General features: G+C 39.8%; 18 protein-coding genes. 5 read left to right on the forward strand and 13 right to left on the reverse strand.

From position 1 onward, the window contains the following. Window positions 1-133: 133 nt before the first annotated feature. A complete protein-coding gene (locus I6F54_RS10455) occupies window positions 134-1,741 on the forward strand; it encodes a DUF342 domain-containing protein (RefSeq protein ID WP_007580013.1) in 1,608 nt (535 codons plus the stop codon). 49 nt (window positions 1,742-1,790) lie between these two features. On the opposite strand, the gene asnA is transcribed toward I6F54_RS10455, so the two are convergent. After that, window positions 1,791-2,786 carry an aspartate--ammonia ligase gene (gene asnA, locus I6F54_RS10460; RefSeq protein ID WP_024593433.1) on the reverse strand — a complete coding sequence of 332 codons (996 nt, stop codon included), beginning with the start codon at window positions 2,784-2,786 and terminating at the stop codon, window positions 1,791-1,793. Window positions 2,787-2,983: 197 nt separating this feature from the next. Between asnA and asnC the strand changes: the two genes are divergently transcribed. The 3 genes from asnC to recG are packed head-to-tail and all read left to right on the forward strand — an operon-like array spanning window position 2,984 to window position 6,310. Beyond that, window positions 2,984-3,442: a transcriptional regulator AsnC gene (gene asnC, locus I6F54_RS10465; RefSeq protein WP_002958822.1), complete on the forward strand. Its 459-nt coding sequence runs from the start codon at window positions 2,984-2,986 to the stop codon at window positions 3,440-3,442. 41 nt (window positions 3,443-3,483) lie between these two features. After that, window positions 3,484-4,170 carry a tRNA (guanosine(18)-2'-O)-methyltransferase TrmH gene (gene trmH / locus I6F54_RS10470; protein WP_007580009.1) on the forward strand — a complete coding sequence of 229 codons (687 nt, stop codon included), beginning with the start codon at window positions 3,484-3,486 and terminating at the stop codon, window positions 4,168-4,170. 58 nt (window positions 4,171-4,228) lie between these two features. Beyond that, window positions 4,229-6,310 carry an ATP-dependent DNA helicase RecG gene (gene recG / locus I6F54_RS10475; RefSeq protein WP_197141277.1) on the forward strand — a complete coding sequence of 694 codons (2,082 nt, stop codon included), beginning with the start codon at window positions 4,229-4,231 and terminating at the stop codon, window positions 6,308-6,310. Between the two features lie 175 nt (window positions 6,311-6,485). On the opposite strand, the gene I6F54_RS10480 is transcribed toward recG, so the two are convergent. The 7 genes from I6F54_RS10480 to I6F54_RS10510 form a co-directional block, all read right to left on the reverse strand. Next, window positions 6,486-8,618 carry an alpha-galactosidase gene (locus tag I6F54_RS10480; protein WP_165728310.1) on the reverse strand — a complete coding sequence of 711 codons (2,133 nt, stop codon included), beginning with the start codon at window positions 8,616-8,618 and terminating at the stop codon, window positions 6,486-6,488. 324 nt (window positions 8,619-8,942) lie between these two features. After that, on the reverse strand, window positions 8,943-10,427 hold the full coding sequence (locus I6F54_RS10485) for an SLC5 family protein (RefSeq protein WP_165728311.1): 1,485 nt from the start codon (window positions 10,425-10,427) through the stop codon (window positions 8,943-8,945). 52 nt (window positions 10,428-10,479) lie between these two features. After that, the gene (locus tag I6F54_RS10490) at window positions 10,480-11,241 is read right to left on the reverse strand and encodes a SapC family protein (RefSeq protein ID WP_165728312.1); all 762 of its coding nucleotides are present in this window, start codon (window positions 11,239-11,241) and stop codon (window positions 10,480-10,482) included. A 12-nt stretch (window positions 11,242-11,253) separates the two neighbouring features. After that, window positions 11,254-12,780 (reverse strand): tryptophan halogenase family protein, encoded by a 1,527-nt coding sequence (locus I6F54_RS10495; protein ID WP_165739435.1) that lies wholly within the window; start codon window positions 12,778-12,780, stop codon window positions 11,254-11,256. A 192-nt stretch (window positions 12,781-12,972) separates the two neighbouring features. Further along, on the reverse strand, window positions 12,973-15,720 hold the full coding sequence (locus I6F54_RS10500; protein ID WP_165728314.1) for a TonB-dependent receptor: 2,748 nt from the start codon (window positions 15,718-15,720) through the stop codon (window positions 12,973-12,975). A gap of 187 nt (window positions 15,721-15,907) precedes the next feature. Further along, window positions 15,908-16,882 carry an aldose epimerase family protein gene (locus tag I6F54_RS10505; RefSeq protein WP_165739437.1) on the reverse strand — a complete coding sequence of 325 codons (975 nt, stop codon included), beginning with the start codon at window positions 16,880-16,882 and terminating at the stop codon, window positions 15,908-15,910. A gap of 199 nt (window positions 16,883-17,081) precedes the next feature. After that, entirely contained in the window at window positions 17,082-17,480 is a 399-nt protein-coding gene (locus I6F54_RS10510; protein WP_197119394.1) for an acyl-CoA thioesterase, read from the reverse strand. A gap of 33 nt (window positions 17,481-17,513) precedes the next feature. Between I6F54_RS10510 and I6F54_RS10515 the strand changes: the two genes are divergently transcribed. Then, window positions 17,514-18,218 (forward strand): 2OG-Fe(II) oxygenase, encoded by a 705-nt coding sequence (locus I6F54_RS10515; protein ID WP_197141279.1) that lies wholly within the window; start codon window positions 17,514-17,516, stop codon window positions 18,216-18,218. 20 nt (window positions 18,219-18,238) lie between these two features. On the opposite strand, the gene I6F54_RS10520 is transcribed toward I6F54_RS10515, so the two are convergent. The 5 genes from I6F54_RS10520 to I6F54_RS10540 form a co-directional block, all read right to left on the reverse strand. Further along, window positions 18,239-19,474: a cysteine desulfurase-like protein gene (locus I6F54_RS10520; protein ID WP_197141280.1), complete on the reverse strand. Its 1,236-nt coding sequence runs from the start codon at window positions 19,472-19,474 to the stop codon at window positions 18,239-18,241. 9 nt (window positions 19,475-19,483) lie between these two features. Then, the gene (locus I6F54_RS10525; RefSeq protein WP_197141282.1) at window positions 19,484-20,116 is read right to left on the reverse strand and encodes a 2OG-Fe dioxygenase family protein; all 633 of its coding nucleotides are present in this window, start codon (window positions 20,114-20,116) and stop codon (window positions 19,484-19,486) included. 200 nt (window positions 20,117-20,316) lie between these two features. Continuing rightward, complete coding sequence (gene acnB / locus I6F54_RS10530; protein ID WP_197141284.1) at window positions 20,317-22,914, reverse strand: bifunctional aconitate hydratase 2/2-methylisocitrate dehydratase; 2,598 nt, start codon at window positions 22,912-22,914, stop codon at window positions 20,317-20,319. Between the two features lie 292 nt (window positions 22,915-23,206). Continuing rightward, window positions 23,207-24,268, reverse strand: a complete 1,062-nt coding sequence (locus tag I6F54_RS10535; protein WP_007579984.1) for an OmpA family protein — start codon at window positions 24,266-24,268, stop codon at window positions 23,207-23,209. Window positions 24,269-24,664: 396 nt separating this feature from the next. Further along, window positions 24,665-26,074, reverse strand: coding sequence for a protein adenylyltransferase SelO (locus I6F54_RS10540; protein ID WP_197141286.1), 1,410 nt, complete (start codon window positions 26,072-26,074; stop codon window positions 24,665-24,667). Window position 26,075 lies beyond the last annotated feature (1 nt).

Below are 26,075 nucleotides of genomic sequence, written 5' to 3' on the forward strand. Positions count from 1 at the left end.
CTTCTCTATAGCCTTTATTTTTCGCTCCACACTTCGTTTTATCTGACTTCTTGACTCAAATGTAAATTTCTAGCAATCTGTAGTTGTGTTTTAAAAAACAAACTTAACTTAAGTAGTAAAAAAGGATTAACTCGTGTTTAAGCTTGCCAACAATGGAAATGTTTTACTTGATGTAAAAGAGCATATTCCTCCCAGCGCTGCATTTATTTTAGAGGCTCTCGAAAAGTCAGCTTTTTGCGACTGTAAAATAGATCATGACGCTATTAATGATTTTTTTAAAAACGAAAACACACAACAAACTCTCGTTGTAGCAACAAAACACAATGCCACTTTAAATGTAACAATTAGCGACGATAAAATGCTGGCCATTGGCGAGCTAACGCTTGCCCAAGGTGGAAAGTTATTAAGCTTAGAAGATGCAAAAAAACAACTCGTTAAAGCAGGTATTGTACGTGGGTATAAACAAGCTTTTTTAGAACAGCTGCTACAAAAACAATCTGAACACTCTGCGGGATCTGTCGTTAAGGGGATATTAGCTAAAGGTAGGCTCCCAAGCGATGGTTTAGCCACTAAACTAATAACAACCGTAGAGACTTTAAAAGACCGTTTAAAAGCGCCCAAGCTCAAAGAAGATGGCAGTGTGGACATGCGCGACTTTGGCAAGCTTGCAAGCGTAGAGCCTGGCTCTGTGCTTATTCGCCAGCAACCAGCAACCCCCGGTAAAGAAGGCTTTACCGTAATAGGTGACATACTGCCCGCAAAACCCGGAGAAAATAAACAATTAGTGGCAGGCGAAGGCACTGAAATATCAAAAATGAATCCGCTTGAGTTAGTCTCTACTATTGCTGGTGTTCCGGTTGAAATTAATAATGGTATGCGTGTCGACGATATTTTTACCATTTCAGATGTAAATGTAAAAAGCGGCCATATTGATTTTCAAGGCAGTGTTATTGTTACTCGCAATATAGACCCAGGGATGAAAGTAACTGCCAAAGGCGATATTACTATATTTGGCACGGTTGAATCTGGCGAGCTTACCGCAGGCGGAAACATCACGGTTAAACAAGGCATTATTGGCCATCAAAAAATGGATAGTAAGTCACTTTCTTGCAAGCTAATTGCGCTAGGTGATATTCATGTATCTCACTCACAGTATTGTTACCTCGATGCAAATAATATTTTTATTGATCGCCAAACAAGCCATTGTGTAATAAAAGCTAAGCGCTTACTGCAAGTAGGCCAATCCGACTTACCTAAGGGTAAAATATTTGGTGGTGAAATACTTGATGCAACAACTCTCATTGCTGGCGAAATAGGGAATGAATCAGGCGCTAAAATGATTATTAACCTAGCGGCTTCTGGCGCTGAAATAACAGCGGATACTGATAATTGCTTTAAAGACTTAGCTAAAACAGATGCACAATTAGATACGCTGCAAGCAGCGCTAGAAAAAACTGATTTAGTGAAGGATGCCGAAAAGAAGAAAATATTAATTACTAAAATTGGAGCTACTCAGAAACATTACTGTGAGCAAGCAGAACTATTAGAAAAACGTCTTTCAAACTTAGATCATGACTTACACGATTTACTTAGCGACGCTAATTTAACGGTGAATTCTGTTTTGCATTCAGGCGTAGAGATTCATATTTTTGATAAAGTACTTAAAACAATCCGCAATTACCCTCCGTGCAACGTTAAACTTTTAAATAATAAAATTGAAATAGAGTTTAAAACACACTAAAAAATTGAGTGCTCTATTGAGCACTCAAATTAACTCACTTTTTTACAATTTAAAGTAAGCCACTTACTGTATCATAAGTTTGACTTGGCCATACACCCACTTGTACTTGGCCAATATGCTGCTTTTGTAGCAATAGCATAGCCAAGCGCGACTGCCCTATTCCACCGCCAATCGTTTGCGGAAATTTACTTTGTAGTAGCGCTTTATGCCAATCAAACTCTAAGCGGTCTTCATCTCCAGTTGTACTTAACTGCGCTTTTAAAACCTCAGGACTTACACGTATACCCATTGATGATATTTCAAATGCATCTTCAAGTACTGGGTTCCATACTAAAATGTCACCATTTAAACCCATATATTGATCGCATGTTGGCGTAGACCAATCATCGTAATCTGGGGCTCTTACATCATGAATTTTGCCGTCTCCAAGCACGCCACCAATACCAATTAAAAATACAGCACCATATTCTTGTGCAATGGCTTTTTCGCGTTGCTTAGCACTAAAATCAGGATACATTTTACGTAGCTCCTCACTGTGCACAAACTTAATATCGTCCGGTAAAAATGGCGTTAAACCATAAGACTCGCTTACAAAAGCTTCCGTCTCTTTTATCCCTTTATAAATACATTGAACAGTTTGCTTTAGTGTTGCCAGCGAACGCTCTGTCGTTTCGCTAATTACTTTTTCCCAATCCCACTGATCAACATATACAGAATGAATAGGGCTTAATGAATCTTCGTCTGGGCGCAAAGCTTTCATTTGAGTGTAAATACCCTCACCAACACCAAAGCCATAAGTAGCCAGTGTTTTACGTTTCCACTTAGCCAGTGAATGCACCACTTCGTAGCGGCTATCTGTAATCGCTTTCACATTTACAGCAACTGCGTTTTCATGGCCGCTTAAGTTATCTTGCGTGCCGTCGCCAACCTTAGCCAAAATTGGGGCTTGAACCTCAACCAGCCCAAGTTGGGTTTCTAGTTGTTGTGAAAAAAATTGCTTAACTTTACTTATTTGCTGCTGTTGCTGCACATAGTGTGAACTCATAATAATTGGCCTCATTCCCAGTTATTGTTACTTGCTTAATTGATAAAAAGCGCTCTAACTAGCGCCATTAATGAAGTTAATGTAACGATTTAAAGGATTAACTCAATATCCCATAACAAAAATAGCTTTAATATATAAAAATCATTAATTAAGTGGTATAAAAACCATATATTCGATAATTTTATGACAAATATATAATGGAAAATTATTTAATCGATAATCTCGATAAACAGATACTTCATGCGTTAATGGCAAATGCCCGTACTGCGTACGCCGAATTAGCAAAAAGATTTAATGTAAGCGCTGGGACAATTCACGTAAGAATTGAAAAAATGAAGCAAGCTGGGATCATTACAGGCACCCAATTAACGATTAATACTAAACAGCTAGGCTACGATGTGTGTTGCTTTATAGGTATTAATTTAAATAACGCACGTGATTACCCACAAACACTTATAAAGCTAGAAGCATTGGAGGAAGTGGTAGAGGCTTATTACACAACAGGTAACTACAGTATATTTATAAAGGTAATGACAAAGTCCATTGATCACTTACAAGATGTGCTGATTAATAAAATACAGGCAATAGAAGCCATACAATCAACAGAAACACTTATTTCTCTACAAAATCCAATTAGCCGTACGGTAATGCCTTAACTGCAAAAATCTCGTATAATTGCCGAAAAAAGAGGATAACCATGCAGCAAACTCGCTATCAAAGAATCGAAGACGTACTTTCGCGCCGTCAAACAGACCTAACAGTGTGTTTAGAAGACGTGCACAAACACCATAACTTATCTGCAATAGTACGAAGTGCTGATGCGGTTGGTTGCCATCATGTACATGCTGTATGGCCTGAAAAGCAAAAATGGCTAACAAATAATACCTCAGGTGGCAGTAAAAACTGGCTAGAGACGCACCTACACAGAAACATTGATGATGCCGTTACTGCAATGCGTGAACGCAATCCAGAAATACAAATATTAGCGACTCATCTATCAGAAGATGCCGTTGATTTTAGAGAAGTAGATTACACCAAGCCAACGGCTATTATTGTTGGACAAGAAAAAACAGGGATATCAGAAAAAGCCCTAGAATATGCCGATCAAAATATTATTATTCCAATGCAAGGCATGGTGCAATCACTAAATGTTTCGGTTGCTGCTGCGCTAATATTGTTTGAAGCACAGCGCCAACGCGAGCTGGCTGGTTTATATAATAGAGATATGCTGAGCGCCGAAGTTAAACATCCACTTTACTTTGAAGGCTGCCACCCTATTATCGCAAGGCAATGTAAACAAAAAAAATTACCTTATCCTGCACTTGATGAAAACGGCGAAATAGTCGCTGACGAGCAATTTTGGCAAGCTTTAAAACATACTTGATGGACTAAAGCTCTGTAAGTACACTTAGCCTACTCACAAATAATAAGATTGATACACTTTGTCTAAACCTAGCTTAAATCAATACCCAATTACAGAGCTCAAAGGGGTCGGCCCAAAAATGGCTGAGCGTTTGTTAAAGCTAGGTATTTTAACTGTGCAAGATATGCTTTTTCATTTTCCACTTCGCTATGAAGATCGCACTCGCTTATACGCGATTAATGAACTGGCATTGCATAGCCATGTGAGTGTTGAAGCAACAATTGAAACAAGCCAAATTACGTTTGGTAAAAGGCGCATGCTTGTTTGCCAAATCAATGATGGTACTGGCAGGCTAACATTACGATTTTTTAATTTTACCGCCGCACAAAAAAACGCATTTAGTGCTGGTAAAATAATACGTTGTTTTGGTGAAGTGCGCCGTGGCCGTGTTGGCTTTGAAATGAGTCATCCTGAATACAGCATCAGCGATACTTCCAACGAGCAGCCGGTAGCGACCACATTAACACCCGTTTATTCAACAACCGAAGGTTTAAAGCAGCTATCGATTAGAGCTTTAAGCGAACAGGCTATTGATTTACTACATAAATACTCAGTGGAAGAACTACTGCCTTCACAGTGGCAGCCATCAAATATGCCGCTAAGTGACGCCTTATTATTACTGCACCGCCCACCAAATGATGTTGATGTAACTGCATTAGAGCAAGGTACTCACCCTGCTCAACAGCGCCTGGTATTTGAGGAGCTACTTGCTCAAAATCTCAGTTTATTAAAAGTACGAGAGCAAGGGCAACAAGTTAAAGCCGTAGCATTAAATCCGGTAAATACATTAGAAAGCCAATTTTTAGAACAACTTCCTTTTGCACCCACAAATGCACAAAGCCGCGTAGTTGCTGAAATTAAAGGTGATATGCAACACGCATATCCCATGATGCGTTTAGTACAAGGCGATGTAGGTTCAGGTAAAACCCTAGTAGCAGCACTGAGTGCACTAACCGCTATTGCGCAGGGCTTTCAAGTAGCTTTAATGGCGCCAACAGAGATTTTATCAGAGCAACATGGTGTTAATTTTACAACGTGGTTTAATCAACTAGGTATAACAGTTGCTTGGCTTGGCGGTAAAACAAAGGGTAAAGAGCGCGTAGCAACACTTGAAAAAATAGCCTCTGGTGAGGCGCAAATGATTGTAGGTACTCACGCTTTATTTCAAGATGAAGTAAAGTTTAATAACTTAGTGCTTATTGTTATTGATGAACAACATCGCTTTGGTGTCCACCAGCGTTTATCACTGCGTGAAAAAGGTAAATTTGGTGATTGTTACCCTCATCAACTCGTTATGACCGCAACACCTATTCCACGTACGCTCGCGATGACAGCCTATGCCGACTTAGAAACCTCGGTCATTGATGAGCTACCACCTGGGCGTACGCCCATCACAACAGTAGCACTTCCAGATACTCGCAGAGACGATATTATTGCCCGCGTTAAATTAGCGTGTAACGAGCAAGGCCGCCAAGTTTACTGGGTGTGTACTCTTATTGATGAATCTGAAGTACTGCAATGCCAAGCAGCGGAGGACAGCGCACTGCAGTTAAAAGAAGCATTACCAGAGCTAAACGTAGGTTTAGTACATGGGCGAATGAAATCAGCTGAAAAACAAGCCATTATGAGCGAGTTTAAAGCAGGCAATATACATGTTTTAGTTGCCACTACGGTTATTGAAGTTGGTGTAGATGTCCCTAATGCGAGCTTAATCATTATAGAAAACCCTGAGCGCTTAGGCTTAGCACAGCTGCATCAGTTACGTGGGCGAGTTGGCCGTGGCGCTACTGCATCGCATTGCGTGCTTTTATACCACGCACCACTGTCTCATACTGCTCAAAAGCGATTAGGTGTACTACGCGATAGTAACGATGGTTTTGTGATAGCAGAGCGCGATTTAGAAATTCGTGGCCCTGGTGAAGTACTCGGTACAAAACAAACAGGGTTAGCCGAGTTTAAAATTGCAGATCTTACCCGCGATAAGCACATACTTAATCAAGTAAGACCGATTGCACAGCAAATGCTTAAGCAACACCCAGAGGTTGTTGACCCACTAATTCAACGTTGGTTGGGTAACAAGCAAAATTACGCGCAAGCGTAACCACTCTATTTTCGATACTTTTGAGTTTACTAAGTTAATTTACTAAATTAGCTTACTAAGGATATAAAAAAGCCAGCTCTAAACAATATAGAGCTGACTACTGATATCTAAACTGAGCTAAGCTAAGCTAAGCAGTATAAAAGCGATTAGCGCCTTTTACTGCTCTTAGTTAAATTTAAGCTTTGTTAAGCTCAAAAATAAGTGATGTTTGCGGGAATGAAATTGGCATTTGTAAGCCAAACTGCATTAACGCTTCACCTGTAAATGCTTGACCATTTACCGCAGCAATAGAAGACGGACGATACTCTTCAAATTTAACCGGCCACACTAAATTAAGTGTGTACTGCGCATCGCCATCTAGGCCAACAAAACGAAGCTTATTAGGCGCTGTACGCGGTGTTTCACGTACGCTGTTATAAGCAAACAACGCTTTTGATTTTTGCTCGTCGATTAAACCAAAGTTAATTGATAAATCGTCGCTATCAAGGCGGTACAAATCGGCGCTATGAATAAACTCACGATGCTCTTTATGAAGCGCTATTGCCGCTTTAAGGGCATTGTATTCATGATCGTTCAGCTCACGTGGGTCCATTTCGATTCCCATGTGGCCAAACATTGATACCGCAGCACGCATTTCAATACTTACATTACGCCCTGTAATATGACAATCACGCGGGCCTACATGTGCACCCATAACCGACGATGGAAAGAAGAACGAACATCCACGCTGTATTTCAAGGCGATCAAGCGCATCGTTAGAGTCTGACGTCCATACACGGTCGGTGTGTGCAAGTACGCCGTAATCTACACGTGCACCACCTGACGAACAGCTTTCTATTTCAAGCCCAGGATGCGCCGCTTTAATACGGTCAATTAGACGATAAAGTGCTAATGTTTGCTGGTGTACTGCTGGCTTACCATCAAAATTACCCGCATGATTAATATCGCGGTTCATATCCCACTTAATGTATTTAATAGTTGGGTATTCAACTAAAATGTCGTCAATCGCTTTGTATAAGTACTCAACAACTTCTGTGCGAGTTAAATCAAGCACTAGCTGATTTCTAAAGCTTAACTGTTCGTTGTTCTCAGAACCTAAAACCCAATCAGGATGTGCACGATATAAATCGCTATCTGGGTTAACCATTTCTGGTTCAAACCAAATACCAAACTCCATGCCTAAACTGTTTACATGGTCGATTACTGGCGATAAACCATCTGGGTAGATTTTGTAATCTACTGTCCAATCACCTAGCCCAGCGTTGTCGCCACGGCGACCTTTAAACCAACCATCATCAAGTACAAAACGCTCAATACCTAACGGCGCTACTTTGTCGGCTAGTTGCTTAAGCGTGTCTACGTCGTGATCGAAGTATATGCCTTCCCATGTGTTGTAATGCACAGGGCGCGTTTTTTCACGCTGTGCTTGGCTAAGTAAATTAGCTTTAACAAAACGATGAAAATTACGAGAAAGCGCACTAAAACCTTCACTCGAAAACGAGCCATAAATGCTCGGGCTTTGATACGTTTGACCTTTAGCAAGCGTAAGCTCACCAGGTAATAATAACTCACCCATTTGCACGTAACGACGACCTTCAGCTAAAAGCTCTGCGCGTAGTTTATTATTACCACTCCAACCTAAATGAAAGCCGTAACATTCGCCGTGCTGCTCGCCTGCATTTTCGTTATGCACTAATAAACCAGGAAATACATCGTGTGATGTTTTACCTTTACGGTTTTCACGTACAAAGCTGCCTAAGACTAAATCAACTGATTGACGTTGGAATTCGTTTGACCAACGACCTTCAAAACTTACTATTTTACTTACGCTATCTGGCAGCTGGAATGTTGGCGCCGCGCAAAAGTTAACACTTAATGGCGAATCGCCTAAATTAGTTAATACGGTATGCGCGCTCAATACGTCAGTGTTTTTATCAAGCGTGATGCTGTGCACTACTTCAATACCACGAAGTTTATCTACACTTACAAATTCAAGTGTTGCAGCTGAAGGCTCACGTACTTCTTGAAGTTGTGGCCCTACTGACCATGCGATTGAATCATTTACTAGCTCAAGCCCTGGCGCACCAGTAAAGCCCTCGCCTAATAACGGAGATAGAGAAATAGGCGCTTCTTCAACCACGGCACATTTTACTTCTTGGCGGGTAGCAAGCTGAGTTAGCATTGTTTCTGTTGTTTGCTCAGATAGGCGTTTACCAAAGTACAGTAACGCCGGTGTTTTGCTCTGGCAGTCGAAAATAACGGTGCTGTTTACACTGTCTAATCGATAAAATGATTTAGTGTCGGCCATGATTTTCCTATCCTCTTGTTCATTGTGTGAGTTATAAATATAACGAAAGTAACTTAGTGATACTAAGTATTAATGTGTCTCTCGTTCTTTGAGGCACAATCTATCAGACGGTGACATTCAATAATAATAGTATATATCATATAAATTGGGTTTTGATAGTCTTTACATCGCAAATAGTTAGATAAACTCACTGGAAGTACCACTGTAGCAAAAAGCTATAAACCAACCTTAACTTTAAAGTGCTGTTACTAATTTCTTATACATATAAAAAAATCGGCCAGAGTTGTCCCATGACCGATTTTGTCAGCTTAAATTATTTATACGTTATTTTTGTACTTGTGCTTGTGCTTGTCCTGCGTCATCAAGTTCAGATGTTTTACCTGCCCATTGTGCATTCAAACCAAACACCACTTTATTTACTATTAATGCAAAAGCCACACATACAATCAGTGTAATTGGCATTAAGTGAATGTAATGAATATCAGTATGTAGTGGTGAGCTTGCAAATGTAAGCATGCCGTACATTACAACACCTAAAATTACTGCTGCAATACCCGCACGTGCATCAACATTTTTAAACAATAATCCCACTACAAAAATAGAGAATATAGGCATACTTAGTAAGCCATTTAATTGCTGTAGTAAGTTAATAATACTATCTGCTTGCTGATAAATTGGTACAAGTACCAGTGTTAAGCTTGTTAGTAGCAATGTTACGTAACCACTTAGCTTTACAACACTTGGCTCTTTATTAAAATATGCTTCGTGAATGTCACATACATACAATGCGGTTGCTGAGTTTAATAAGCTGTTGTAAGTAGACAGTACTGCTGCAGCCATTGCCGCTGCAAATACACCGGTTAACCATGCTGGCATTACATCACCCACAATTCGACCATAAGCGGCGTCGCCAATATCACCATAAAGCTTAAACGAAATAATACCCGGTAATACCACGATTGCAGGGACGATTAAAAAGCGAATACCCGCCGCTGCAAATATACCTTTTTGCGCTTCTTTAACATTAGGCGCTGCCATTGCTCGCTGCGTAATTGTTTGGTTAGTACCCCAGTAATACATTTGAATGAAGATCATACCGGTTAAAAGTGTTGGCCAAGGAATAGGTGAATCAGCATCGCCAATTAATGTTAAACGTTCTTCTGGAATACCCGTAAAGTCATAATCAATTGCGTTAAGTGCTAAAAATACCACTAAAACAGCCATACCGAGTACAAGTATACCGTTGTAAGTATCCGATACTGCAACTGCACGCAGACCACCAAAGAAGGCATAAACAGCACCAAGAATGGCAAAGGCGGTGGCAATATACATAAGCGGAATATCAACTTTAAACATGGTTTGCATAAACAGCGCACCAGAGTAGATTACCGCTGGCATATAAATAAGTGCATTACCTAAAAAGAACAACCCACCAATAACAGCGCGAATATGCTTGTTGTTATAGCGCTTTTCTAAAAGCTCTGTGGTGGTTGTACAGTTGTATTTGTAATAAACAGGGATGAATACTTTGGCTAAAATAATCAACCCTATAATAGCGGCAAGCTCCCACCAAACAAGCAAAGCCATTTGGTTACCATTCATACCTACAAGTTGGTCAGTACTTAAATTAGTTAATGTGATTGAACCTGCAACAAACATCCAAGTAAGGCCACCGCCCGCTAAAAAATACTCTTTGGTTTGGCTTTGTCCGTTATTACGATTTTGGCCTCGGCATTTCCAATAAGTAAGGCCACCAATTAAAGCGGTGACAAAAACAAAAACCACCAGCTGTAAAATGTTATCTGACATGTGTGTGTCTCCTGCGCGTTATGCGCAATGTCTGGGTAATAAAAAATGCACGCTACAGCGCGTGCGCATCTCGACTTAGTTCTAACTTAATCTGCTTTAAAGGCATAAGTTCGGGACGTTGGTTGTGCAGCTTTACCAATGCATTTAACTGAAACAGTGAAATGAGCATGCTGTTAAGCACACTTAAGTAACCCTGCTTTTGTAGTTCTGCAATGGTATTGCTATCTAATGTTTGCAGTTTGTCTTCATCAACGGTGCTCAAACCTTGAATGGTTTGGGTTTCGCCTTGTTCAAACTGCAATACAATATCTATGTTTTTAATGAGTCCTAAACGCGCAACTTCTTGGGTAAATTGATACGTTTGGTAATCATTTTTTAAATCGCTTTCTAACAACTTTTGCTGTGCACTTAAAAATAAACTTGGGTTACCTTTAGCATCAAATAGTGACTCACCCTGCTCGGTGTTTACGGCTAAGCTTTGCTCATCAATCGCAATAAAATAATCGCTACTATTTGCTTCTCGAGTCATTAAGTAAAGCGGCTGGGTTTGCATGCATACCGGAGTGTAAAGTGCCTGCCATTGGTTGTTATTTACCAATAGACTTTGCCCAGCACTAAAGCTTGTTAACGCTGATACAGTATAGCTGCCATTTTGTGCGTTACGTGCTAAAAAAACAGGTAAATCGCAGGCTGCTTTTGCTATTTCATTTGCTCTTAAATTAACTAAATGCTGTGTTTTTGCGTATTCAACAGCGGCATTGGGGTTAATTTTTAATGTTTGGTGTTTGGTGTTTACTAGTTCACTAATAGCCATAGTTACACATCCTTAAACTGGGTTAGCTGCTAACCACTGCTCTATAAAAGCACGGTGCGGTGGTAAAGTTTGCAACATCTGCTGTGTAAGCTGGCTGTTACGTTCTATTATTTGTTTAGCTTGCGCGTCTTGTGAATACAAATACGCTTGTTTAGTAAAGTCAGGCTTAAAGCCCATACCGTACAAAACATACTGATAGCTGGCGGCTGGAAATAACTCTAATGCGCCATGAAAATCTTGAATAAGCGGGCCACGGCTTCCCCAAAGAAGTAAGTCTTCTTGCAGGGTTTCTGGAATAGTATCAGGCTGTACATGTGCTTGCCAGTAAGGTTCTGGGCGCTTGGTTAGCATGTAATGTAGCTTTAAAAAGTCGATAATACGCTGCCAACGATAATCCATCTGCTCATTAAAGCGCTTAGCTACAATAGGCATTACTTGGGTATCTGCTGGCATATGTTCAGCAACAAAGCGTGCTGAAATTTCAACAAGCATAATGGCGGTAGCTTCAAGCGGCTCTACAAACCCTGCCGACATACCAATGGCAACACAGTTTTTATGCCAAAACTTCTCACGGTATCCTGATTCAAAGTTGATTTTACGGGCAGTTAAACCGTTTGCTGCATCTCCTAAATAGTCTCTTAGGTTTTGCTCTGCTTCATCGTCTGATAAAAATTTGCTTGAATAAACATGCCCTACACCTCGGCGGTGCGTTAAACCAATATCCCAAATCCATCCAGCGTTTTGCGCTGTTGCTATGGTGTGGCTCGCCAAAGACTCATCGTTTTCATCGTAAGGAACTTGCATAGCCAATGCGCTGTCGTTAAATAGCACGTGGTCCATTTTTTTAAACGGTACGTTAAGCGCTTGGCCTAATAACAATGATGAAAAGCCAGTACAGTCTATGTATAAGTCGGCATTTATGGTGCGGGTTTGATCTTTTAGAGTAAGCTCATTTATTGCACCATCGTCATCAAGCTTTACCTGATCAACAGTACCAATAATATGATCTACACCAAGCTTACTTTTACAATGCTGTTTAAGCATTTCGGCAAAAGCGCCGGCATCTAAGTGATAAGCGTAATTACAATTACCTTGATATTCACCTTGCGCTATACCTCTTGGGGCTAAGCTTGCTTCGCAAATATCATGTTGAAAATTTGTTTGCTGTGCAAAGTCTTCAACATTATCTAAATAAGGGGCTAAATCTATACGGCCGTAGCCTAGTGGTACAGTAAATGGATGGTAGTAAAAGTCATTATTGCCATGAGTCCAATTTACAAACTTTCCACCTTGTTTAAAAGTGGCATTACAGGCTTTAAACACGTCAACTTCACGTAAACCAATTTGCTGAAGCGTGTTTTTCATCGTGGGCCAGGTACCTTCACCTACGCCAATTGTTGGAATGTCTGACGATTCAACCAATATCACTTTTAAGCCGTCACCATTTTGACCTTGGTGATACGAAGCTATAATTGCAGCGCTCAGCCATCCTGCTGTACCACCGCCAACTACCGCTACTGTTTTTATTGCTTTATTCATAATGGACTACTCTTTGAGTATTTTTGATAACGTTTTATACAACAAATGCCCGTTAGGGCATTTTGATTTAATGTAGTTTCATTTTAGCCAATTAGGTTAACTAACATACATTACTGCTAAATCAACCTAATTGGTATTAGCACCAAAGTGCTGCAATGAAACAAGAGGCGAGAAATTCGCCTCAAGCATTAATTAAAACGATCCGCGAATACCAAACGCGTAACGTGAGCCATTATCTTCAACCGAATAGATTTGGTTAGCAAAACGACCCGTTTGTACTAACTCTTCTTCAGTGATGTTGATGCCTTCAGCAAAAATAGTGAAGTTTTCGTTAATATCGTAGCTTGCACTAATATCCCACTGACCGTAAGTTTCTACGTTCACTGGTTCACCGTTAAAACCATTATCAACTAAGCGTAAAAAACCTTCACGGTTGTTAAATGCAACACGTGCTTGCCAGTTATCTTGCTCATAAAATAATATTAAGTTTTGTGAATCGCCTAAACCTTCAAGTGCAAATGTTTGTGTGGTGTCTGCACCTACGCTAATGTCACTATCTACGACAGTCGCATTGGCTATAATACCAAAGCCATTTTCAAATATGTGCGTCACACCTACTTCGTAGCCAGTTACTTTAGCTGACTCACCATTTTGAGGGCGAGTTACTGTGTATATTTCTGAGCTACCATTAAGCTCATCATCTGCTTGACCTGTACAAGTGGTACACGCAAAACCAGGACCTGAGCGGTCAGCCATTTCAAATGTTTCTTCACCTGTTAGCGTAACAATAAAGTCATCGACTTCTTTACTAAATACTGCAAAGCTAAATAAGTTAGCGTCGTTGTAGTACCACTCGTAAGAAATATCCCAGTTTTCTGACTGGAATGGCTTAAGTGCAGGGTTACCACCATTTGCTGTTAAGTTTTGACGGCGTGGCTCGTTAAATGTAGTAGCAGGAGATAATTGAGACATCGTTGGACGAGTAATACTGTCGTACGTTGCAAAACGTAAAATCATATTGTCTTGCAGCTCTAACTTAACATTCAAAGATGGTAGTAAGTTTGAGTAGCTAGTGCCCTGTTCAATGTTCGTTGCTGGGCCAAATACGTTAGCAAATAATGTTGCATCAGTTGTTGGCACTACATCGCTAATAAAGCTTTGTACTGCCGCTACTTCAATATCAGTTTCTGAGTAACGTGCACCTAAATTAACAGTTACTGGCATATCAGCTAGGTCAAAACCAAGCGTAAAGTCCATGTATAAGCTAGTGATATCTTCGTTAATTGTGTAACGGTTATTTTGTAGTGTTGGCTCTACTGGGAAACCTTGATCGGCTAGGTAATCAAGCATTTTATCACCGTCGTAGGTGTAGAATGTATCGATTAAGCCTGGGAAGTAGTTGCTTGCTTGGTAAGCTTCAAAATCAATTGCATCAAGTGGTGCTTCAGTACCGTAACCACAGAACTGACATTGGGTACCATAAACTTGGAAGCTTGATTTTTCACGCTCTTGACGATAAGCACCAAAGTTAATGCGATCTACTGGGCCTTTATCTGGCACGTATTCAAAATCAGCTTTTACTTCAGTAATTTCATCTTCATCAGTAAACTGTAGACCCACTTCGTTATAGTGAAGGCGGGCAAGGCTTGGATCTGGCAATGAACCATTTTCAAAGCCATCATGCTGTACAGTAGGAATACTGCCTGTACCGTCAAAAGTATAACTATTAATAATACCGACAACGTTAAAGCGGTCAGTACCTGCACGGTCGTTTTCGGCTGTTGAACGAGATACATCAAATTTTGCTTTTAATGAATCATTTACTTGCCAATCAACGTTAATACCAAATGCTTTATTAGTTACATCACGTGAGTTACGTGTATGTGATACAAAGTCACTTGCAGGGTCGCCACTTGGCGCACCCAAACCAACGTCTTGAGAGAAAGTTAAAAGAGTGCCTGTTTCTGGATCAATCGTTGCGCTACCTACGCGGTCTGGTTCAAACCAAGAGGCTAAATCGCGTACTGTTGAATCAACTTCAAATTTTGAAATCATACCATCAACAGTAATCGTAACATCGTCAGATGGTGCGTATTGCAATACTAAACTTGCGTTTGTACGTTCACGGTCTTGCTCATCAACAACTTGATCCCAGTTACGCGGAATGTAGGCATTTTCAAACAATACACCATCTGTTGGATTAGAGATTGTTTGGCCGCCGCGCCAACCTGCCGTTAAAATTTGGTTATTTTGAAGTTTACGTTGTTGATTAGTGATGGCAAAAAGCACACCTAACTTATCATCGTTAAACGTATTACTTATTAAGAATGATGTTGATGGAGATACTTCTTCAGAAAGGCTTTCGTACATACCTTTAACTGAACCTAAAATATGTAAACCACCAAAGTCAAAAGGACGTGCTGTAGTTACGTTAACCGTACCACCAATGCCGCCTTCTTGAAGTGTTGCTGTATTACTTTTATAAATATCAGCACCGGTGATTTGGTCTGCTGCTAATACATCAAAATTAAATTCACGACCTGCACTGTCTGTCGCAATTTGACGACCATTAACAAGTACAGTATTAAATTGTGGACCAAAGCCACGAATAGTTACCGCTTGGCCTTCACCACCACTACGGTCAATTGCTACACCTGTAATACGTTGCAGAGATTCTGCTACGTTTAAATCAGGAAATTTACCAAGATCTTCTGCTTTAATCCCGTCTGTAACAACATTAGATGCTTTTTTATCTAACATTGATGAACGTAAACTGCTGCGGATACCCGTTACTGCGATAACTTCAACATCTTCATTTACTACTGTAGGCGTATTGCCTTCAGCGCCTTGAGCTGCAACGTTTCCGCTTGCCAATATGCCAGTAATAGCAATACTGATCGCGGTTTTCTTGTTGAACGATAACTTATTGTTAATTATCATTTTTTAAAAACTCCTGATTGTGTGTAGTCGTTGTGTCGTTGTGGTAGTGTATATAGTTTCAAATACTATTTATATTATAAATACTTTAAACCGATAAAAAGTGCAACCTTTTCCTTAATTATGAGCATCATTTAATCACTGTATTTTTGCTTTTAATTTTCTTTAAATTAACATTGCAATGCTGTATTCACTCAGAAAAAGAGTAAATAATAACCTGTTCGTAATCCTCTCCCGGTAATAAATTAGCTTTAGGGTAATTTTCTCTATTTGGCGCATCAGGCCAATTTTGCGCTTCAAAACACAAAGCTTGACGTGCTTTAAATGGCGCGCCTACAAAGTTAGCGGTATAAAGCTGCATACCTGGCTGCGTACTTTTAAGTGTTAAATTAACCTTCGTGTGTGGCGAAGTTAACGTAGCCATCGTTTTTAAACTGCTGTCATCATTAAAAATATAGCAGTGATCAAAACCATTGCCAGCTTCTAGCTGAGAATGTGCGGCGCTTAATGCCTCACCAATTTGAGCTGATTTAGTAAAGTCAAAGCAGGTACCTGTAGCTAATGCGGCTTCATTGAGTGGAATACTGGTTTTATCGATAGGAAGATAGTGATTAGTGTTAATTTGTACACAATGTTCATTAATTGATTCGCTGCCATCAAGGTTAAAATAACAATGGTTAGTAAAATTAACGAGTGTTTCTTTGTTAGTTATCGCTTTAAAGCTCAGAGTAAGCTCGCCGTTTTTAGCACTAATCGTTTGCCAAACCTGCAACTCACCGGGGAACCCTTGTTCGCCATCGGGTGAGCAATAATAAAGCTCCACTTCACTTTCACTTTGTTTAGTTACTTGCCAAAGTACTTTATTAAAGCCTTTAACACCGCCGTGCAGGCTATTAGGGCCATTATTTGCTTCTAATTGATACAGTATACCAGATAAGTTAAAACGCCCCCCTGCAATGCGATTAGCGTATCGACCTACTGTTGCACCTAAGTAAAATGGGTTTTCAAGATAGTATTGAGGGTCATCGACGCTAAGCGTCATTTCTTGTTTTTTAAATTTAATGCTTTTTATGATTGCGCCAAATGGCAAAATTTCAGCTGTTAAGTTTTGACCATCACTGAGCTGAATAACTTGTAAAGGTTGGTTATTGGCAATAGATGTCACACGTATTCTCCAATCAAATTACCGAATTAACATTTCCTGTTATAACGGCGCAACAATATATAATATAAATAGTATATAACTGAAGCCTGTAACTCAATCTAAATACGTTAAAATTTCTCGACAAAAATCACAGCTGCCATCATATATTTACAATAATCCAGCTCAGTATGGGCTTATGTAAAATATAAGCCTCGTAAGGTTAACTGCTTTGGCATATATGCTCGTTAAGCGCTGCTTTTTCGTCGATGCTAAGTGCTTGCTTTGATTTAGCAATAAAGTCGTACCTCACCATAATGGCCTTACCTATTGCGCAGCATTTATCGTGTTGCCACGCTTCTTGTCTCAGCGTAAAAGAGCTAGTGCCTATATGCTCTACAGACGTTTTAACTGTTACCTCATGGCCATAAAATAATTCGCCTACAAACGACACTTCAACTTTGGCGATAATCAATTTCCAATCGTGTGGATTTAAATCTGGCGTAAAAAACTTAAAAATAGGTCCACGTGCGACTTCAAACCATACTGGGAGTACGGTATTGTTAATGTGTCCGAGTGCATCTGTTTCGCTAAAGCGCGGCATCACTTTTTCAATAAACATAAAAATCCAATAATAATTATATAAAGGTAAACCATGACGGACTTTATACGCGTTGTTGATAACGCATTAAGCGATGAATTTTGCGATCAATTTATTACCATATTTGCGCAAAGCCCGCATGTAAAACAAGGGGTAACATCGGGCGGTATCGACTTAAAGAAAAAAGACAGTCACGACCTACACTTAAATAATCACCCCGAATATGCACAACAATTAAAACATATACAACAAACGACTGCACAGCATGTTTTTAAGTATGTTGAGGATCATATTTTTATGATGATTGGGGCATTTAGCTTAAAGGTCTATCACCCAAAAACAGGCGACGTTGTCGATTTAACCCAAGAAAATTTTGAAGAAGTGGGTAAACCGCAATTACCTTTGCTAGTTCAGCAAATTTTTAGACTTGGTAATATTCAAGCGCAAAAATATGAAGTAAACAAAGGTGGCTACCCTTACTGGCACAGTGAAGTTTACCCGCAGCTACAGCACAATGAAGCTTTGCATCGCGTGTTGTTATTTATGTTTTATTTAAACGATGTTGATGAAGGCGGTGAAACGGAGTTTTACTATCAAAATCGTAAAATAGCACCTAAAAAAGGCACTATGGTAATAGCTCCTGGCTACTTTACACATACCCACAGGGGTAATAAGCCAGTATCAAACGATAAGTATATTTTAACATCGTGGGTGTTGTTTAATCGTGCAGAACAAATATATGGTGCGCCAAAGAGTTAGCGCACCAAAATCAGTATTATTTAACCGAGCAGTTCATCAAATAAATTAAACAACTGATCTAGCTCTTCAATCGTGTTGTAGTGCATACAACCAATGCGCACTACACCGCCTTTATCAAGCACATCTAATTGCTTGCACAAACCTTGCGCGTAAAAATTACCATCCCACACACAAATATGCTGCTTACCTAAAAATTCTGAAACGGCGCGTGGCTCAAGCCCTTCAAAAATTAAAGCAAAAGTAGGTGTACGCTCATTTAAGCGATCAAAGTCATCAATACCAAACAACTTAATGCGTGGGTAGTTTACCAAGCGCGTTAAAAAGTGCTCACTAAGCGCCATTTCGTGTTGTTTAGTTTTAGCAAAAGCTATGCTTAACTTTTCGCGGCGTGAATGGATATCGTCAAGTTCGCTAATTGCTGCAATGTAATCAACAGCAGCAATAAAGCCCGCCATAGCTTCAAAGCTTTGTGTGCCGGTTTCCCAACGACCTGGTGCTACGTCTTTAGCGGGTTCTACTTTATAAGGCGTAAACCCGTCTAAATGTTCTTTTTTACCGTAAACCATGCCTAAATGCGGGCCAAAAAACTTATATGCAGAGCAGGCTAAAAAGTCGCAATCAAGCGCTTGCACGTCAACAAGTTCATGCGGTGCGTAATGTACGGCATCAACATAAACAAGTGCGCCTACAGCATGAGCAAGCTCTACAATACGTTTGATATTGTTAATTGAACCTGTGGTATTTGACGCGTAAGTTACCGCTACAAGCTTAGTATTGCTGTTTAATAAGCTCTCAAATTGCGCCATATCTAAGCTACAATCAGCTTCGTTAATAAGTGCAGTGTTAACTTTAACGCCCTTATCTTCAGCTGCTTGTTGCCACGACGACACGTTTGAGAAGTGATCGGCATTGGTTACAATTATTTCATCGCCAGCCTGCCAGTCACGTGAAATTGCACGGCTAAAGCTAAATGTTAGGCTGGTCATGTTTGGACCAAACACAATTTGTTGTGAGCTAGATGCATTAAGTAAATCAGCGGCGGCTTGACGCGCATTCGCCATCAACTCAACCGTTTTATCACTTGAAAAAAACGCGCCACCTAAGTTCGAATTATAATGACCTAAATAAGCTGTCATCGCATTAAGCACCGATGTTGGCACTTGCGAGCCACCTGGTCCGTCTAAAAATACGGGCGATTTACCATCAACGTTTTGCATTAATGCAGGAAACTGCTCACGTAATTGCGTTATGTTCATGCTTATTCCTTAAGACGTTAATACAAAACAATCCAGGTAACCTGGTTTGCTAGCATCAATTTTGTTCATAGGTGTTGCGTTGTGCCACACTTGACGGTCATTTATTAATGCAAACATGCCGTCTTTTATTTCCATTTTAAAACAAGGCTCAGCTTGCTTGTTTTCGTATACAAGTAGCTCGCCGCCTTCTAAGTTCTCGTGAGAAACGCCGCATATACATACATGATCAAAACCATCTTGATGTACGCCTTCTGGCGCTGCTGGCGTATCACTGTTAATAGCAAGCATACGGAATTGATGGATTTCAATATCACGTTCTTCATCAATACCGGTAAGTTGGCGAAACTCATTCACAATGCTTTTCATGCCTTCTGACTCAAGTAAACTTTGCGCTAGGTTTTCGTAAGTACGCTCTACATTACCCTGAAAAGTATTAATTGAATCGTCTTGAACAAATGCTTTGGTTTGTTGTAACTTTATTTCACCATTTTGCATTTTAACTACTGAGTAACGACGTTTACGAAAGGCACCATCTGCATAAGGATTAGCAGGCAGGTTATCAAAAGAAGGCTTAACCAAATCAATATTTGCTTGGTTAACAAAACGTAGTTGCAGTAAATTCTGGTTGTTTAATGCTGTCATAAAATCTCGCCTAAAATAATGAGAATATTGGTGAGGATTTTAATGCATATAGAAAGGAATTTTTGCTTTATTATTTATATTTAAATTAATTATTAGCTGAATTCAATGTAATAAACCATAAAATAGAGCATTAACTATCTAATATTTATTTTAGCCAATAAAAAACCCGCCGAAGCGGGTTTTTAAACAAACTCTAAAAATTATACAGCTTGTTGAATAATCACGTTGTCTGCTTTTTTAGTGTAAGCAGGCATACGGTGGAAGTTCAAGTAACGGTATGTATCTGACGCCGTTGCATTGATCTTCGCTGCATATTCTTGGTACTCAGCAGATGTTGGTAATCTACCTAAAATAGCGGCTACTGCAGCAAGCTCAGATGATGCTAAGAATACATTAGCGCCATTACCTAAACGGTTAGGGAAGTTACGTGTAGAAGTAGATACTACAGTCGCTTTATCTGCAACACGTGCTTGGTTACCCATACACAGTGAACAACCTGGAGTTTCGATACGTGCGCCAACACGACCAAAGATACCGTAGTAACCTTCTTCCGTAAGTTGGTCTTTGTCCATCTTAGTAGGTGGAGCAACCCAAAGTTGAGTTGGAAGTTGACCTTTAAAGCCATCAAGCAACTTACCAGCAGCACGGAAGTGACCAATGTTAGTCATACAAGAACCGATGAATACTTCATCAATTTTCTCGCCAGCAACATCAGAAAGAAGACGCGCATCATCTGGGTCATTTGGAGCACAAAGAACAGGTTCTTTAATCTCAGCTAAATCAATTTCAACGATATGCTTGTACTCTGCATCAGCGTCAGCTTCCATTAGTTCTGGGTTAGCTAACCAATCTTGCATTGCAGTAATACGACGTTCAATCGTACGTACATCGCCGTAACCTTCAGAAATCATCCACTTAAGCATAACAATGTTTGACTCAAGGTATTCAGAGATAGACTCTTTAGATAACTTAACAGTACAACCTGCTGCCGAACGCTCTGCAGATGCATCTGATAATTCAAACGCTTGCTCAACAGTTAGGTGCTCAACGCCTTCAATTTCTAGTACGCGACCAGAGAATTCGTTAATTTTACCTTTTTTCTCAACTGTTAATAAACCTTGTTTGATACCGTAGTAAGGGATTGCATGAACAAGGTCACGTAGAGTGATACCTGGTTGCATTTCGCCTTTAAAACGAACCAAAATAGATTCAGGCATATCAAGTGGCATAACACCGGTTGCTGCTGCGAATGCTACTGCACCCGAACCTGCTGGGAATGAAATACCTAATGGGAAACGTGTATGTGAATCACCACCAGTACCTACGGTATCTGGTAATAACATACGGTTTAACCACGAGTGAATAATACCATCACCTGGACGAAGTGAAACACCGCCACGGTTCATGATGAAATCAGGAAGCGTATGGTGAGTGCTTACATCGATAGGCTTAGGATAAGCTGATGTATGACAGAATGACTGCATTGTTAAATCTGCAGAGAAACCTAAACATGCTAGATCTTTAAGTTCATCACGTGTCATAGGACCTGTTGTATCTTGCGAACCAACAGTTGTCATTTTAGGCTCACAGTACTGACCTGGGCGAATACCTGCAACGTTACATGCTTTACCAACCATTTTTTGCGCTAGTGTGAAGCCTTTATCAGAAACTTCTGTTGCTGTTGGTACTTTAAATGTATCAGTTGCACCTAAGCCAAGAGATGTACGCGCTTTATCAGTTAAACCACGACCGATAATTAGTGGAATACGACCACCAGCACGAACTTCATCTAAAATCACATCAGATTTAAGCTCAAAAGTAGAAATCACTTTATCAGTACCATGTTGCTTAACAACACCTTCGTACGGATAAATGTCGATTTGCTCGCCCATGTTGAGTTCATCAACATTTAATTCGATTGGTAATGCGCCTGAATCTTCCATTGTGTTGAAGAAGATTGGAGCAATTTTATTACCTAAACATACACCGCCAACACGCTTGTTTGGTACGAACGGGATATCATCGCCCATAAACCAAAGTACAGAGTTAGTTGCAGACTTACGAGAAGAACCCGTACCAACAACATCACCTACGTAAGCAAGTGGTAAACCTTTAGTTTTTAATTCTTCAATCTGAGTAATTGGACCTACTTCGCCCGCTTTATCAGGTGTAATACCATCGCGTTCAATTTTTAGCATTGCTAAAGCATGAAGTGGGATATCTGGACGAGACCATGCATCTGGTGCAGGAGACAAGTCATCAGTATTTGTTTCGCCAGTTACTTTAAATACAGTAACTGAAATCTTTTCAGCAACAGCTGGTTTATTAGTAAACCATTCTGCATTTGCCCAAGACTCAATAATTTGCTTAGCGAATGTATTACCTGCTTTTGCTTTTTCTTCTACATCGTAGAACGCATCAAACATAAGTAATGTATTTGAAAGGCCTTTAACTACGATTGGTGCAAGTGTTTCGTCATCAAGTAGGTCAATCATTGGTGCGATATTGTAACCGCCCAACATTGTACCTAATAATTCTGCCGCTTTTTCTTTAGAAACAAGTGGAGAATTAGTTTCACCTTTAGCTACAGCTGCTAAGAAGCCCGCTTTAATGTAAGCAGCATCATCAACACCTGCTGGTATACGCTGAATGAACAAATCTAAAATGAATTCTTCTTCACCTGCAGGTGGAGTTTTGATTAATTCAATAAGATCAGCAGTTTGCTGAGCATCTAATGGCGCTGGTACGATACCTAACGCGGCACGTTCTTCTACGTGTTTACGATATTCTTGTAGCACAATATTGCCCTCTTGGTGACGTGAAAGTATCCGGTAGCGCTTCAAGCGCAAATAAGTTACCCAATACTTATAGTATTCTAACGCGTAATTATAAAGCTTTTATGGATAGATGAAAATCCATCCAGTTACGCAACTGATTATACCGATTATAAATACTATGAATAGTGGTTGTAGTAAAAACTATTTTCATGAATACTTGTTAAGTAAGAATCATTACCATTAACCAATATTAATTTATTACAGGCATAAAAAAACCCAGCACTTGGCTGGGTTTTTATTACAAACTATTTAATTAACGTAAAACTTTAACGTTTTTGATAGTTTTGATATGCGCTTCTACACGACGGTTCTCTGCGTTTGCAGCTTTAGTGTTTGCATCATTTTTAAGACGCTCTTCACCTAAACCAACTGTAGTAATACGGTCTTTAGCAATGCCATCAGAAACTAATTGCTTAGCTACTGCATCAGCACGTTTTTTAGATAACCATTTGTTGTAAGTTGCTTTACCTACAGAAGAAGTGTGACCTTCTAAAAGTACTGTTGTATCTGGGTACTCTTTTAAGAATGCAGATACTTTTTCAATATCGTTTAAGTACTGAGTAGATACTGCTGAAGCATTGTTAGGGAAAGTCACTAATAAGCTTACAGTTACTTCTTTATCTTCATATAAAGTACAACCAGTGCCATCAACTGCATCAGTCATAGGCGTGTTAGCACACTTATCATCTGCATCAGGAATGTTGTCGTTGTCGCTATCTGTAGGAGCTACAGCTACTTCAATTACCTTAGGCTCTGGAGCTGGTTTAACTGGCTCTACAGGAGCTGAATTTTGGCCAAATAAGTAGTTAATACCAATTTTAGCGCCTACATCTGTGTAACCACGGTCAAGACCTTGGTATACAGCTGTTTCAGCATTTACAAATAAGCCATCTGTAATGAAATGTTGGTAACCAACACCTGCATTTAAGAATGTGTTGTCATCTACTACGTCCATTTCTTTAATACCGAAAAGACCGTAGAAAGGACCACCATTTAAATGGTAAAGAGCATCAATACCGTAACGCTCGCCATCAATACTGTTGCGGTTGCCAGCAACTTTATCAAAAGCATTAAAATCCATATCTGCATATTCAAGACGTGCGCTCCAGTAATCACTGAAACGGTAACCGGCTTCAACACCCCAGCCAGTTGATTCATTTACGTCAAGACCAGCTTGAGCACGCATGTTTTTCCAAGATGCGTCATAGTAGTCGCCAAATGCGCCAATGTAGAAACCTTCTTCTTTATCAGCAGCGAATGTAGATGCGCTAGTTGCAGCCAACGCGATTGCAATTGTAAGTGATTTTAATTTCATTGTTTTCTTCCCATTTGAACAATTTTAAATTGTAGCTAATCGATACTAGCTCAATCAGTTTTATATAGACTAACTGAGCCTTTGTTAATCAATACTTAACGAAAAATAAAGTTTATAACTTTTTTCTATGCCCAGTCACAACACACATCCACTTACTATAGGCGAAATTAAAACTTTATTGAAAAATAAATATAGTAGTTTTTTGTAAATTAGTACTTAGCAAGGAATGTAAGAGCAATTAAATTAAATGCACTTATAAATGTAAATGCAAAGAAACATTGCTTGGCTTTAATTCGGCGCATAATACCACCAGAATTAACATTCCCCTAGATATATGCGCATGTTTGATTAAAAAATGACTCTTTTTAATCATGTGGTTATATTTAAAGTTAAGAGTTAAGTACCACAAAAAGTCTGGTAATCATTATCATTTATCGGTGCAGCCTGAAACTCTGATAGCTTTTCATCATCAGAATACGGATTTCCCACTATTTTCATAAAGCGCTCTAGTAACTCACTAGACCCTGCAGCATTATACTCTGCAATTATTTTTTCGATCATATGGTTACGAGGAATTACACGAGGATTTGCCGCTCTCATTACTTCATAACTATTATTGTCAGTTAAGTTTACCCACTTAGCTCTCCATTTGATTAGCGACTCTGGTACTACTGTTTCTCCCTTTAAGGATTCAGTAAGTGCATCAAAGGTATTGGTGTAGTCGAGCTGGTTATCTTTTAATAGCGTTAATAACTCTGCAATTAACTCACTTCCGCTTGCATTTTTTGCACTCAAGCCCAGTTTTTTCTCCCACATAGCCGTAAACTCAGTATTAAACTGCTCAGCAAAACTATTAATAAATGGCGTCATTAACGAAACAGCTTGCTCGTCATCATCACTAATAAGCGGTATTAAGCTCTCAGCTAAGCGTGCGCAGTTCCAGTTAGCTATATTAGGTTGATTACCAAAGGCATAACGACCTTGTTTATCGATAGAGCTAAACACGGTGTCAAAATCAAAATTATTCATCATGGCGCAGGGGCCGTAATCAATGGTTTCTCCACTTACTAGCGTATTATCGGTATTCATTACTCCATGAATAAAGCCAACACGCATCCAGCTCACAACTAGCTTAACTTGGTTTTTAATCACAGCGCCTAAAAATGCTAAATAACGCTGCGATCCTGTATCGGTTATTTCTGGGTAGTGTCGCTCTATAGCTAAATCGGCTAAATTTTTAAGTCCTTCAACATCGCCTTGCGTCGCTAAATATTGAAACGAGCCAACACGAATATGGCTCGTTGCTAAACGAGTCACTATGGCGCCTGCTTGTGGTGGATTACGATAAACCGTTTCACCACTACCAACAACCGCTAAGCAGCGTGTGGTTTTAATGCCTAGTGCATGCATTGCCTCGCTCATTACGTATTCACGAATAGCAGGACCAAGAGCACAACGTCCATCTCCCCCTCTTGAGTAAGGAGTAGCACCAGAGCCTTTTAATTGAATATCCCACAACTGGTTTTTATCATCATTAATAGCGCCCAATAAATGCGCTCGCCCATCGCCTAAACGTGGTGAAAAATGTCCAAATTGGTGCCCAGAGTAACCAAGTGCTACCGCAGGAATCGCCTGTTTCTCGTTACCGCTAAAAGTGCTAGCACGCAAATCAGCTGCAACGTTAATATTAAACTCTTTTGCTAAGCTCTCGTTCCACAGCAATAACTGAGGAGAGGCAACGCTTGCAGGGAAATCTTCTATCGCAAAGTTTTCCGTAATGTCTGTGTATCTTGGCACTAATTTCATG

This window comes from Pseudoalteromonas sp. SWXJZ10B (assembly GCF_015864475.1).
GTDB lineage: Bacteria > Pseudomonadota > Gammaproteobacteria > Enterobacterales > Alteromonadaceae > Pseudoalteromonas > Pseudoalteromonas arctica.